The organism is Mucilaginibacter lappiensis (genome assembly GCF_900155965.1).
In the GTDB taxonomy this organism is placed as follows: domain Bacteria; phylum Bacteroidota; class Bacteroidia; order Sphingobacteriales; family Sphingobacteriaceae; genus Mucilaginibacter; species Mucilaginibacter lappiensis.
On sequence record NZ_FTMG01000020.1, the window covers coordinates 38,146 to 51,444 of the forward strand.

Genomic DNA, 13,299 nt, shown 5'->3' on the forward strand with positions numbered 1-13,299 from the left:
CCATCATTTTAAAACTTCCGCAAAAAAATACCTCCATCCTTTGTATATTGTGGCCTTAAAATCCCTACATGAAATTAAAATTTACCTGCTTTGCCTTATTGGCCCTGTTTGCTGTTTCGGCACAGGCGCAGAAAAGAAAGATCAATCCCGACGATACTACCTCCAACTATAATCCTGCCGAAGCTTTTTCGCCACAGTTTTATACCGATAAGGGTAATGACTTTCATTCGGCCAATGGCAATCCAGGGCCACGATACTGGCAAAACCGGGCTAACTATACGCTGAACGTTAAACTGGATACCGCAGCCAAAACCATCGGCGGTACCGAAACTATCGACTATATTAACAACAGTCCGGACGCTTTACCTTTTCTGTGGGTACAGCTGGATCAGAATACCTATAAAAAAGATGCACGCTCCAACTTTGTAACCGGTTTTGCACCCAAGCTAGCCGATCATACCGATGGTTACCAGATTGAATCTGTTGCCATAGAAGAAGCTGGTGTGAGCAAAGAAGTAAAATACATGATCAGCGATACCCGTATGCAGATCCGCCTGCCAAAAGCCGTATCTAGCAAAAGCAGCATCCGCCTCAAAATCAAATACCATTATACCATTCCCGGTGCTTTTGGTGCCCGTACCGATTATACCGACACCAAAAACGGCAAGATCTACGAAATTGCCCAGTGGTTCCCGCGCATGTGCGTGTATGACGACAGCCGCGGCTGGGATACCCTGCCATTTTTGGGCAGTGGGGAGTTTTACCTGGATTATGGCGACATCGATTACAGCGTAAACGTTCCCTGGGATATGATTGTAGCCGGCTCTGGCGAATTACAGAATCCTAAGGAAGTATTGACCGCTAAACAAATAGCACGATTGGAAACCGCCCGCAACAGCGACAAAACCATCATGATCCGTGATTTGGCCGAGGTGAACGATCCGACAAGTCGCCCGGTGCAAAAGGGTACGCTTACCTGGCATTTTAAAATGCTCAACACCCGCGATGTAGCCTTTGGCGCATCCAAAGCTTTTATTTGGGATGCTGCAAGGGTGAACTTACCCGAGGGTAAAAAATCGCTGGCGATGAGCGTTTATCCGGCCGAAAGCTATGGTAACGATGCCTGGGGCCGTGCAACCGAATACCTCAAAAAATCCATCGAGTATTTCTCCGAAAAATGGTTTGTGTACCCCTATCCCGTTGCCGTTAACGAGGCCGGTATTGCCGGTGGTATGGAATATCCGGGTATTGTGTTTGATGGCATTACCGACAAAGGCGCTGTACTGTACTGGGTAACCGCACACGAGATAGGCCACAACTGGTTCCCGATGATCGTAGGATCAGACGAGCGCCGTTTTGCCTGGATGGATGAAGGATTTAACACTTTCATCGATGTTTACGCTTCCGACGCTTTTAATAAAGGTGAGTTTGCCCCTAAACGCGACAGCGAGTATGCAGAAAAAGGCGGCAATCCAGCCGATGAGATCATTCCATTCATCACCGCTCCCGGCTCACCAACCATCATGACCGCGGCTGATGGTCTTGCCGAAAAATACCGTCATCCCCTCACCTATTTTAAACCGGCTTTTGGCTTGGTTTTGCTGCGCGAGCAGATCCTGGGGAAAGATAGATTTGATTATGCTTTCCGCAATTATATCCACCAATGGGCCTACAAACACCCGCAACCCGATGATTTTTTCCGCTCGATGGAAAACGGCGCCGGCGAAGACCTGAGCTGGTTTTGGAAAGGCTGGTTCTACAACAACTGGACACTCGACCTGGCTCTGATTGATGCCAAACAGGTAGATAACAAAGGTGTAAGCATTACCGTAGTAAACAAAGAAAAACTACCCATGCCCTTCACCATCGAAGTAAAATATAAAGACGGCAGCAAAAAACGCACCTACCTGCCGGTTGAGACCTGGCTCCAAAACAAACAAATCACCCTTACACTGCCCGGCACCCAGGAAGCCGAAAGCGTAACGGTTGACCCGGACAACGCGCTGCCTGATTTGAACAGGAGTAATAATACGTTGAAGGTGAAGTAAACCTCATCCCACCCTCACTCCCGATAGCTATCGGGAGTGAGGGCCTTCTACTTGCGCTCGTTTGCAACGAGTGCTTATTGTGGAGGAGCGATTACATCGCCCTTGCGTTTAAAACGCAAACCCAGGTTAAGCACTCGTTGCAAACGAGCGCAAGAGCGGACAAATATCTTAAATCATTAAAGAGCTTCTGACGATTTTAACCAGTTGATGCGTTAAAGGCAACGCTATATAATCTATTGGTTCTTTCCATGACGAGAACTTGGCAATAACCATATCGTTAGCCCGGTCAATAAAAAGGTTTTGTCCATAAATACCCATAGCAAACATCATTTGTGGCTCATCATTAATCATATACCAACCATTACGATAGCTCATATTTTTGCTGATAGGTGCAAAAGCTTTACCCCATTGGCCACTGGCCCAGGCATCACCATCACCATTGCTTACAATATCATTTATTAATGATGGGGGTATAATTTCCGTCGAATTATGCATCCCCCCGTTTATAATAAGTTGGCCTATACGGGCAAAATCGCGGGCAGTTGTGCAAAGCCCTCCTGTACATCTTGGTGCCCCGTCTTTATCAACCGTTATATAGGCCTCATTTTCAGCCCCCATTGGCTTCCAGATCAGATCGCTCAACAGTGTATTAAATGAGCGTCCGGTAGCACATTCAATGGCCCAGCCTAACAGATCGGTATTGGCGGATACATAACTAAAATTGTGATCTGTTGATTTTCCGGATGGCTTCAACCGGGTAAAAAAATCGTGCAAACCCAAAGGTTCATTTCCTTCAGCTATCGGCTCCCAATTTGTCGCGACATCATATTGCTTTTGCTGATCTTCATCCAATATTATCCCTGCACGCATATCCAATAGTTGACGCAGGGTTACCTGCTGATAAACTGTTCCAATAGTTTGTGGAATATATGCGGAAACGGGAGCGTTCAGGTCGATTTCGCCTTTATGTTCCAGGATACCTGCAACAAGCCCAACCACCGCCTTAGTAGCAGACATCAGGATATGCGGGGTATGTTCATCATTCCCATTCGCGTAGGTTTCATATACAATTTTACCTTTATGAAGAATAACTATGGCGTCAGTTGCCGTAGCCTTCAACAGTTGTTTAAGTATAAATCCCTTTATGGATACGGGAGCATTTTCCAGCAAATTTTGATGGTGAATATCATTCGCGATGGCTATTGATGGAATAAACTTTTTAACATGATGAAAAGACCAGCGGTTAAATGGCCTGGTTTTCCAGTTATTGATGTTAGCCTGATTTTCTTCTGTGGCTGTCGTGAAGTTCTTTAGCATTTCATTAGTTTTAGAAACACCAAAATTGAGACTACCTCAGGGCATTTTTTTTGCCAAATGGCAAAAAATTAAGTGATATTTTTTCTGATGCGACTTAAAGAAGATTGCTTAATTCCCAGATAAGAAGCAAGAGCCGATAACGGTATTCGGTTTGTCAGGCCTGGATAAATCTTCAAAAATTCCAGGTATCGTGTTGTTGCATCCTGCGTAAGCATATTTTGGCTTATTTTTGATTTATTGGTTAATGCAGTAGCGGTAATTTTTAAAAGAATACCATTCCAATCAGGAATTGTATTGGACAGTTCGGTCAAGTCTTTTTTGGAAAAAACCAGCAATTTGCAATTGGAAATAGCCTCAAAACAAACTTCAGACGGCGTTTCATTATTAAAACTTGAAATGTTTAGTGCGAAATGATGCTCCGGAATAAATGCTCTTGTAATATCTTCGCCACTGTTGTTATACCAACAAACCCTTAAAACTCCTTCCATTACAAACCCAAGTTGTTTAGCTACCCGGCCAACTTCTAAAAAACAATCGCCCTTTTTTAAGCTTAATAACTTAGCCTTATTGGTTATCAATTCCATATGCTGCCCACTAAGTGTACTGTATTTTGATAAACAGTTTATAAGTTCTTTCATTATTCATGACTTAATCATAACCAAACACTAAAGTACGTGAAGTATATATAAATGGGTTATCAAAATTCTTAAATTACAAATAATAATCAGACACTTGCTACTGCAAGTATCCTGCTCGTAGCTTAATTACAGTTATCTGATAAATTTTTGGTATATTGTATAAAACAACAGCCCGGTTCTCTACTCCAAGAGAACCGGGCTGTTTAGTTAAGGATAAAAAGGCAATAAAAATCGACCGCCTTATGCATAGCTATTTGATAATCAGTAAATTAATACTTTTTAAAATTTCTAAAACACGTTAAAACCGTGTTAAAATTTGTTAAAAAGTGTTAAAATCGATGGTTTTGAATGAATTTTAAGCATTTTTTACACCGTTTTAGAGTCGAAAAGTGTTAAAATTAGAGGTTTAAAAAGGTTTCTCTTATGGAAAGTTTTCTAAGATGACTGGTATTATAAAAATAAGTTTCAAAAAAGGCAAACTCATTAATTTGTCAATCTTATCCGCCACATGAAACTATTCATCATCTAAAGCTTTATCTTTGTTAAATGAACACAGCCGATCTGTTGCAACGCGCTTTGCGATTTGATTTTTTAACCCAGGACGAGGGAGTTTACTTATATAACAATGCCTCTACTGCCGATTTGATGTATACTGCCAACGAGCTGCGTAAAAAGCAGGTTCCGCATGGCAAGGTTACCTGGCAGATAGACCGTAATGTAAATACCACCAATGTTTGTATAGCCAATTGCAAGTTCTGTAACTTTTTCCGCAGGCCCGGGCATGAGGATAGCTACATTACTGATATAGAGACTTATAAAAAGAAGATCGAGGAAACTTTTCGTTATGGTGGCGATCAATTGCTGCTGCAGGGTGGGCATCATCCCGATCTTAGTCTTCAGTTTTATACTGACCTGTTCAGGGAATTGAAACAGCTGTACCCTAAGCTAAAACTACACTCATTAGGTCCGCCGGAAATAGCACACGTAGCTAAACTGGAAGGCATGGCTCATGTTGATGTGCTGAGAGCTATGCAAGAAGCCGGCCTGGATTCATTGCCTGGTGCAGGTGCCGAGATCCTGAATGACCGCGTTCGCCGCTTGATATCGAAAGGTAAATGCGGTGGTAAAGAATGGTTGGATGTGATGCGTGCGGCCCACCAGCTTAATCTGCCTACATCGGCTACTATGATGTTTGGGCACATTGAAACTATAGAAGAGCGATTTGAGCACCTGGTTTGGATTCGGGAGGTACAATCAGAAAAACCTGAAGGCGCCCATGGTTTTGTGGCCTTTATCCCCTGGCCGTTCCAGGACGATGGCACGCTGCTACGTAAAGTACGCGGTATCACCAACAACGTAACCGGCGACGAATATATCCGCATGATAGCCCTAAGCCGCATTATGCTGCCTAATATCAAGAATATACAGGCCTCCTGGCTTACTGTGGGTAAACAAGTGGCACAAATATGTTTACATGCCGGCGCCAATGACTTTGGATCTATCATGATCGAAGAAAATGTAGTATCTGCTGCAGGTGCACCTCACCGGTTTACTGCTAAAGGTATCCAGGATTCTATCAAAGAAGCTGGTTTTGAACCACAACTGCGTACACAAAAATACGATTGGCGCGATATTCCCGCCGAAATTGAAGAACAGGTTATAAATTATTAATACCGGGTTCGGGTTGTGAGTTACGAGGCTCGGGGACTGGATCAATCTTTTAAATTTTATAACTTGATTTCTTTTATTTCAACACGCAACACGAACCTCAAAACACGTAACTGAACAAATGGAGCATCATATAGAGGCATTAATTTTCGCGTCGGAACAGGGCATTCGCATGGAGGAGATCATGTACTGCCTGCAAGCTGCGTTTGAACGTGATTTCACTGTTGATGAGGTAAATGAAAGTTTAATCGCTATCAAAAGCAAATACAATGATGATAGTCTGGCTATTGAGCTGGTCAAAATCAACAATAGTTACCAGTTTCTGACCAAGAAGCAGTATCATCCGGTTATTAATTTATTGCAGCTGCAGCGTTCTAAAAAAAGGTTAAGCCAGGCAGCTTTAGAAACCCTGGCCATTATTGCTTACAAGCAGCCGGTAACCAAAACTGATGTTGAGCAGATACGCGGTGTAAATTGCGATTACTCGATACAAAAATTATTGGAAAAAGAATTGATTGCCATCATTGGAAAGTCGGAAGGTGTTGGAAAACCTATTCTATATGGTACCAGCAACATGTTTATGGACTATTTTGGTATAAATAGTATAGATGAATTACCTCAAATTAAGGATTTTACAACTAATACCGCAACCATAGGCGAACAAACAGAATAATTTTAAAAGATATTTTTAATAAAAATGATTTTAATTATTTTTACTACTGAATTAGTCGCCAGAAGTAAGAAAACAACCTAAGGCCGATTTAAATTATATTGATAAAGTTTTACTAAAAAAATCCGTTACAATGGGAACGCCAAAAAAACCGAGCACTAAAAAGATCGACAACTCAGAAGACGAAAATGATGACGATGATGATCAATCGCTTACTCCGAAAAAGAAAAAAGAGATTGACGAAGATGAGGATGACTATGATCAGCCATTAGATGATGATTTGGGCCGAGGAGGATACGAATCATTTGACGATGACGACGACGACGACTTTTAATTATTAAGATACATACCCAGTTACAAAAGCGTTCAGTGGCATGCCCTGAATGCTTTTTTTATATTTGCCCTCCAGCAACATCCTATGACCATTACAGAAGTAAAAGACAAAACCTCAAAAAAAGCCTTCTTAAACATAGCCCGTATTATCTATAAAAATGATAAAACATGGGTTTGTCCGCTTGATAACGATATTGAGGCCGTATTTGATCCGGCAAAAAACAATTTTCATCAGGATGGAAAATGCACACGCTGGATATTGACCGATCATAATAACCAGTTAATTGGTCGTGTTGCCGCATTTATCAATAACAAAAAAGCATATCATTATGAGCAGCCAACTGGCGGTATGGGCTTTTTTGAATGTATTGATAACCAGGATGCTGCTTTCTTATTGTTTGATACTGCTAAAAAATGGTTACAGGATAATGGTATGCAAGCTATGGATGGCCCTATTAATTTTGGTGAAAATGATAACTTCTGGGGCTTACTGGTGGAGGGCTTTACCCATCCTTCCTATGGGATGAATTATAATCCTATCTATTATAAAGCCTTTTTTGAATCATATGGTTTTAAAACACTCTATGAACAGATCACCAACCACCTGGATGTGCATAAGCCATTTTCAGAAAGGTTCACTAAAATTGCCAATTGGGTAATTCAGAAACCAGGATATGATTTCAGGCATTTCAAGGTAAAGGAAATGGAAAAGTTTGCAGCCGATTTTATAGATATATACAATGATGCCTGGCGCGATTTTGATAATTTTGTCCCCATAACGCATGCTACTATAGCCGAAAGCTTTGAGAAAATGAAGCCGTTGATGGACGAAAAGCTAATATGGTTTGCCTATATCGACGACGAACCGGCTTCATTTATTATCATTTTACCGGACGCCAATCAAATGCTTAAACCACTTAACGGAAAGTTAAATTTGATAGGCAAACTCAAATTTCTGTATTATCGCTGGAAAGGAGTGTCGCGGATGCGGGCTATTGTTATGGGTACTAAACAGAAATTTCAGAAGCATGGCTTAGAGTCGGCCATATTTATTAAATTAAAGGAATACGTTTTGCCTTTAAAGCAATATGACGAACTGGAATTATCGTGGGTTGGCGATTTTAATGAGAAAATGATTGCCATACACAGTGCAGTTGGGGCTACATTTGGCAAAAAGCATTTAACAATGCGTTACATTTTTTAACTAAGCCCGGCATTACACCGGGCCTTAGATTATGCAGTAGCTTTTGAATGCCGCAGCTCTTCAAATAGCTCGATTACCTTTTTTTGCAGATCAATAACTTCTGTTTCCCGATCCATCAACCGTTTGTTAACGGTTTCAAGTTCATTGACAAATTTTTGATCCTGCTCGGCATCATTAAATGTAAGAAGTTGAACTACAGACATTTCGAACAAAGTTGCAATTTGTTCAAGCCTCGATAAATTGATATCAGTTATTCCAGTTTCAATCTTTGAAAAGGCTGGAATAGAGATATCCAATCGTTTGGCAACATCTTCCTGGCTCCACCCCTTTTGATGACGTAACAGTCTGATTTTTTTCCCAAGTGTTTTCATGTGAGTTTAATAATAGTAATAGTTAGGTTTCGCGAAAGTTAATTACTTTGCAATAGTATTTATTATTACGCTAATTATCAACTAATTTGCATTTTTTTTTATTTAAAAGTGAAACTTTTTTAAACAATATTCGTTTAAGGGTATCTCTTTTTGCAAAAGTGTATTCTTAACAATCATTAAATCAGCACATTAATTCTTAATTAAGTTATTGATTATCATTAAAATGTAATTTAATGATAATATAATGAAAATTTCAGAGGTTATAAAAATATAAATTCTACTTTTGTACTGTAACTTTTTTAATTACAGATGAACGGGCAATTTCAGATAGCAATTCACATTCTTACCCTACTTGACCAGGCTAATGATGAACTTTTATCGTCTGAATATATTGCTGGCAGCATTAACATTAATCCGGCATTGGTACGTAAAGAGATACGTAACCTGCGCAATTACGGATTGATTAATAGTAAAGAAGGAAAAACAGGTGGTTATAGCCTCGGGAAAGCGCCGAATAATATTGCCTTATCCGATGTATATAAGGCAGTAAAAAGCCATCCGGCATTAGGCCAAGCTAAAAATCTACCTAATCCTGCCTGTGCTGTTGGCCGACAAATCAATCAACATCTGGATGATTTAGCTGCTGAAGTAGATACAGCTATCATTAGTAAATTAACAAAAATTACACTGGCTGACTTCAGTCAAAAATTTAAATAACTTTTTTTAAACAAAACTGTAACAAATTTAATTACATATAAAAACAATTCCATTATGAAAATAGCACTAATAGGCGCCACTGGTAATGTTGGCCAAACCATTTTAAATGAAGCATTATTACGTGGTTATGAAGTAACCGCTATTGCCCGTGATCCAAAAAAGTTGGATATAACCAATGATAAACTAACATTAAAGGCAGTTGATATATTCAATATAGATAGCTTAGCCGAAGCACTTAAAGGCCATGATGCCGTAGTAAGCGCTTACAATTCAGGATGGGCAAACCCTAATATTTATGATGATTTTATTGCAGGTTCCGAAGCTATCCAACAAGCGGTAAAGCAATCTGGTGTTAAACGTTTATTGGTTATTGGCGGGGCCGGAAGCCTGGAAATTGCTCCTGGTGTTCAATTGGTCGACTCTCCTAACTTTCCGGCAGCATACAAACCCGGCGCTTCGGCAGCCCGAGATTATTTGAATATCCTGCGTAAGGAAGAAAATCTGGATTGGACATTTTTAAGTCCGGCTATCAACATGCACCCTGATGCACATGGCGAACCCACCAGGAAATTCCGTTTAGGTACCGATCAGCCGGTGTTTAATGAAAAGGGTGAAAACAATATTCTTATTGAGGATCTGGCAGTAGCCGTTATCGACGAGCTGGAAAACAACCAGTTTATAAAACGCAGATTTACTTTGGGGTATTAATAAAAATGCCGCTGTTATTATTCGAGTAACAGCGGCATTTTAAATAACTACTTTACAAATTTAGCAGCTACCCAATCATTTGTTTTTTTATGGGTAATATATTTCAGGCCATGCTTCCTGGCTTCATCAGTAATAATCTCCAAATCAGGCGATTCATAAAATCCGCTGAAATAGATCTCTCCTCCCTGCTTTAATACCTGAGCGTAACGTTCCATTTGATCCAGAAGGATATTCCGGTTTATATTAGCCAGGATAATATCATATTGTTCATCAGGGATTGCTTCTTTTGACCCACATAATGGGATGATATTAACAGTGTGATTAAGGGCTGAGTTTTCGATAGTACTGTCATAACATACCGGATCATAATCAATTGCAGTAATTTCGGCAGCATTTAGTTTGGCAGCCATAATAGCCAGAATACCTGTTCCGCAGCCCATATCCAGTACTTTTTTACCGGCAAAATCATTTTCCAATATCAACTCCAGCATCATCGAAGTGGTTTGATGATGCCCTGTACCAAATGCCATCTTTGGGTCGATCACAATCTCATAAGGAAACTCGGGCCTGGCAGGGTGAAAAGTAGCCCTTACATATATCTTATCCCCTATTTCTATGGGTTCAAAATTACTCTCCCATACTTCGTTCCAATTTTTCTGCGGGATAAACACTATCTCATAGCTAAAAGTGAACATCTCGCGGTATGGCAGTAATTGCTCATTGAGTTGTTCCTCATTAAAATCATCGGTAGGGATGTATGCCTTGAAACCAAATTCCAGCTCTTCAAAAGTATCAAAACCAATCTCACCCAAGGCATTAATCAATAAATCCTGCTGATAATCTTCGGTAGTGATGGTGGTAAAAAGTAATTCGTAATAGTTCATTATTAATAATTGATAAATCATTATAGCGACGGGCCCTATGCCGCAACTTCAACCTCTGCCGGAGCCGATGGCTTAACAAACTTACGCCTGTCGATCAAAAACAGGATAACAAAGGTAAACACCCAGTAAAAAAGTTGAATTTCTGAAAGATACCACCAAAAGCTATAAAACGGCGCAGTTCCATCCGCCTGATCCCATATGATATAACTGATGGAACCTGCAAAAGCAATACAAACCGCCGCAATACATATCCCGATAATTAATCGCGCCTTAAAGCTTTTTACAGCATAGTTATCCCATAATGGCACTACAATCAGGTACTGGGTCAAAATACCAACCACAAGTAATAAGGGCCAAAAAAGGTGAAAGTAAGCCATTAAACTGTATAAATTACCATCGCCTATTTCGATCAATTTCATGGGGTGACTGGGCAGATTATACTCCACCACGGCCCAATAGATGCCGAAATCAATAAAGATTGGTAAAATAACTTTTAACAGCTTCCTCATGGTTAGATATGAGTATGGAGATATGAGATTTGAGATTATTTTTATCTAACATCACAAATCTGTTTCTGTTTGATATGTGCATTGTTATCTCAATACCCATATCTCACATCTCATATCTAATTTAATTAATTAAATACTTTTACAATATCCACAAAATCGCGCGATTTAAGAGAAGCTCCTCCTATCAAACCACCATCGATATCTGGCTGAGCAAATAATTCGGGCGCATTTTTAGGGTTACAGCTACCGCCATACAAAATAGTGGTATTATCGGCTACTTCCTGGCTGTATTTAGTGGCAATTTCTTTGCGGATAAACGCGTGAATTTCCTGCGCTTGTTCTGATGACGCGGTTACACCTGTACCAATAGCCCAAACCGGTTCGTAAGCTATCACTAACTTTGAAAAATGCGCAGCATCCAGGTGGAATACACCTTCAACAAGCTGGCTTTTGATGATATTAAAATACTGATTAGCTTCGCGTTCCTGCAAAGTTTCGCCAATACAAAATATCGGGCGAAGGTCATTTGCCAGCGCTGTATCGGTTTTTTTAGCTAACAATTCATTAGTTTCACCAAAATACTGGCGACGTTCTGAGTGCCCCAGGATCACATAAGCTGCGCCTATTGATTTGATCATTTTGGCTGATATCTCACCGGTATAAGCTCCGGATTCTGCCTGGTGTGCATTTTGAGCGCCTAAAGAAACTTTACTATATCCTTTCGCCAATTGTACCAGGCTATGTAAGTGAATAAAAGGACTACAGATAACCGCTTCCTGTGTACCGGTTACTTCATCTTTTACCATGTTGATGATTTCAGAAAATACGCCTAAACCTTCGTTATAGTCAAGATTCATTTTCCAGTTACCGGCAACAATTTTTTTTCTCATGATGGTGTTTTTTTGATTGTTTTTATTGAATTGAGTTGGCAGAGTTTAACATAAATAAAAGACGCAAATATGCATCTTTACAAATGGATCCTCTTAAAATTTCCTGTATTCTTCGGTTAATTCAAATATTTGCTTCAGTAGGTCTTGCTCCATCTGATTAAACTGACGGTGTTCACGGCGTTCAAAAACCTTCTGAGCAGTTTCGAGCATTTTGTTAAGAACATAAACCTCCAAACCCGCTGCTCCACCCCATGAAAAATCGGGCACAAAGTTACGCGGAAAACCTGCGCCAAAAACGTTGGCCCCTACACCTACTACACTACCCGTATTGAACATGGTATTGATACTGCATTTAGCATGGTCGGCCATAATTAAACCACAAAATTGCAGACCTGTTTTACGGAAATCTTGCGAAGTATAATCCCACAGTTTAACCTCGGCATAGTTGTTTTTCAGGTTGGAGTTATTGGAATCGGCTCCGATATTACACCATTCACCCAGCACAGAGTTACCTAGGTAGCCCTCGTGTCCTTTGGACGAATAACCCCATATAACCGCATTATTTATTTCGCCACCTACACGTGAGTATGGCCCCACCGTTGTAGCCCCATATATCTTTGTGCCCATCTTCACTTGCGAATGTTCGCAAATAGCAAAAGCTCCGCGGATGTGGGTACCTTCCCATACCTCGGTATTATTTGATAAATATATAGGCCCGTTAGTGGTATTAAATGTAGAACATTCGGCAACGGCGCCTTCTTCGGCGAAAAAATCGTTGCCAATAATGACGTTTGTGGGGCTTACAGCTGCACTGGAACGACCTTTGGTAAGCAGTCGAAAATCTTTACGCAATTCAATATCGTTCTTCCTGAAAATATCCTCTGGATAACGAATAGCGACAAAAAGATTGGAATAATTGACAACATTGTGAAATTCAGTCTCTGGCTTAAAATTAACCGCATCTGTTTGATTTAGCCTTACAGCCAATAATTGCCCGTTGTATTTAAGCGCCTGGCCTGTTTGTAGTTTATCAATAGCTTCCAGCAGGTTATCGTCCGGACAAACAGCTCCGTTTATAAATAAATTATCAGTACCGATCTTAGCAGGATACTTGGTCTGCAAATAATCAGCGGTATAAAAAGAATGATGTGTATTCAAATACTTGGCCCATTTTTCGGCTATGGTTAGTATACCTATCCGCAAGTCGGCCACGGGCCGGGTATAAGTAAGGGGCAGTAGTGTTTGGCGTGCGTTATCGTCAAAAAGGATAATAGACATGGAGCAAAAATAAAAAAAGTCGCCCGATGTATCGGACGACTTTTAAATATTTAATTCAACAAGT

At 40.4% G+C, this 13,299-nt stretch carries 14 protein-coding genes; 7 read left to right on the forward strand and 7 right to left on the reverse strand.

Annotation, left to right across the window (positions count from 1 at the left end; all coding sequences use genetic code 11):
- Positions 1 to 68 precede the first annotated feature (68 nt).
- Positions 69 to 2,048 (forward strand): M1 family metallopeptidase, encoded by a 1,980-nt coding sequence (locus tag BW976_RS26145; RefSeq protein WP_076378155.1) that lies wholly within the window; start codon positions 69 to 71, stop codon positions 2,046 to 2,048.
- Positions 2,049 to 2,216: 168 nt separating this feature from the next.
- Here the strand turns inward: BW976_RS26145 and BW976_RS26150 are convergent, their stop codons facing one another.
- Both BW976_RS26150 and BW976_RS26155 read right to left on the reverse strand, forming a co-directional pair.
- A complete protein-coding gene (locus tag BW976_RS26150) occupies positions 2,217 to 3,365 on the reverse strand; it encodes a serine hydrolase domain-containing protein (RefSeq protein ID WP_076378157.1) in 1,149 nt (382 codons plus the stop codon).
- Positions 3,366 to 3,433: 68 nt separating this feature from the next.
- Complete coding sequence (locus BW976_RS26155) at positions 3,434 to 3,949, reverse strand: Crp/Fnr family transcriptional regulator (RefSeq protein ID WP_245834788.1); 516 nt, start codon at positions 3,947 to 3,949, stop codon at positions 3,434 to 3,436.
- A 600-nt stretch (positions 3,950 to 4,549) separates the two neighbouring features.
- Here BW976_RS26155 and mqnC point away from each other — a divergent pair.
- From mqnC to BW976_RS26175, 4 genes are all read left to right on the forward strand, one after another.
- Positions 4,550 to 5,674 carry a cyclic dehypoxanthinyl futalosine synthase gene (gene mqnC, locus BW976_RS26160; RefSeq protein ID WP_076378161.1) on the forward strand — a complete coding sequence of 375 codons (1,125 nt, stop codon included), beginning with the start codon at positions 4,550 to 4,552 and terminating at the stop codon, positions 5,672 to 5,674.
- Positions 5,675 to 5,792: 118 nt separating this feature from the next.
- The gene (gene scpB, locus BW976_RS26165) at positions 5,793 to 6,344 is read left to right on the forward strand and encodes an SMC-Scp complex subunit ScpB (RefSeq protein ID WP_076378163.1); all 552 of its coding nucleotides are present in this window, start codon (positions 5,793 to 5,795) and stop codon (positions 6,342 to 6,344) included.
- 130 nt (positions 6,345 to 6,474) lie between these two features.
- Positions 6,475 to 6,675, forward strand: coding sequence for a hypothetical protein (locus BW976_RS26170; protein ID WP_076378165.1), 201 nt, complete (start codon positions 6,475 to 6,477; stop codon positions 6,673 to 6,675).
- An 84-nt stretch (positions 6,676 to 6,759) separates the two neighbouring features.
- Entirely contained in the window at positions 6,760 to 7,878 is a 1,119-nt protein-coding gene (locus BW976_RS26175) for an N-acetyltransferase (RefSeq protein ID WP_076378167.1), read from the forward strand.
- Between the two features lie 29 nt (positions 7,879 to 7,907).
- Here the strand turns inward: BW976_RS26175 and BW976_RS26180 are convergent, their stop codons facing one another.
- Positions 7,908 to 8,249: a helix-turn-helix domain-containing protein gene (locus tag BW976_RS26180; RefSeq protein ID WP_076378169.1), complete on the reverse strand. Its 342-nt coding sequence runs from the start codon at positions 8,247 to 8,249 to the stop codon at positions 7,908 to 7,910.
- A 309-nt stretch (positions 8,250 to 8,558) separates the two neighbouring features.
- On the opposite strand from BW976_RS26180, the gene BW976_RS26185 reads away from it, so the two are divergent.
- Both BW976_RS26185 and BW976_RS26190 read left to right on the forward strand, forming a co-directional pair.
- On the forward strand, positions 8,559 to 8,966 hold the full coding sequence (locus BW976_RS26185) for an Rrf2 family transcriptional regulator (RefSeq protein ID WP_076378171.1): 408 nt from the start codon (positions 8,559 to 8,561) through the stop codon (positions 8,964 to 8,966).
- A 54-nt stretch (positions 8,967 to 9,020) separates the two neighbouring features.
- Positions 9,021 to 9,674 carry an NAD(P)-dependent oxidoreductase gene (locus tag BW976_RS26190; RefSeq protein ID WP_076378172.1) on the forward strand — a complete coding sequence of 218 codons (654 nt, stop codon included), beginning with the start codon at positions 9,021 to 9,023 and terminating at the stop codon, positions 9,672 to 9,674.
- A gap of 47 nt (positions 9,675 to 9,721) precedes the next feature.
- Here BW976_RS26190 and prmA read toward each other — a convergent pair whose 3' ends face one another.
- The 4 genes from prmA to BW976_RS26210 form a co-directional block, all read right to left on the reverse strand.
- Positions 9,722 to 10,558, reverse strand: a complete 837-nt coding sequence (gene prmA, locus BW976_RS26195; RefSeq protein ID WP_076378174.1) for a 50S ribosomal protein L11 methyltransferase — start codon at positions 10,556 to 10,558, stop codon at positions 9,722 to 9,724.
- Positions 10,559 to 10,593: 35 nt separating this feature from the next.
- Positions 10,594 to 11,067 (reverse strand): hypothetical protein, encoded by a 474-nt coding sequence (locus BW976_RS26200; protein ID WP_076378175.1) that lies wholly within the window; start codon positions 11,065 to 11,067, stop codon positions 10,594 to 10,596.
- Between the two features lie 125 nt (positions 11,068 to 11,192).
- Positions 11,193 to 11,957 carry a triose-phosphate isomerase gene (gene tpiA, locus BW976_RS26205; RefSeq protein ID WP_076378177.1) on the reverse strand — a complete coding sequence of 255 codons (765 nt, stop codon included), beginning with the start codon at positions 11,955 to 11,957 and terminating at the stop codon, positions 11,193 to 11,195.
- A 93-nt stretch (positions 11,958 to 12,050) separates the two neighbouring features.
- Positions 12,051 to 13,235 (reverse strand): GlmU family protein, encoded by a 1,185-nt coding sequence (locus tag BW976_RS26210; RefSeq protein ID WP_076378179.1) that lies wholly within the window; start codon positions 13,233 to 13,235, stop codon positions 12,051 to 12,053.
- Between the last annotated feature and the right edge of the window lie 64 nt (positions 13,236 to 13,299).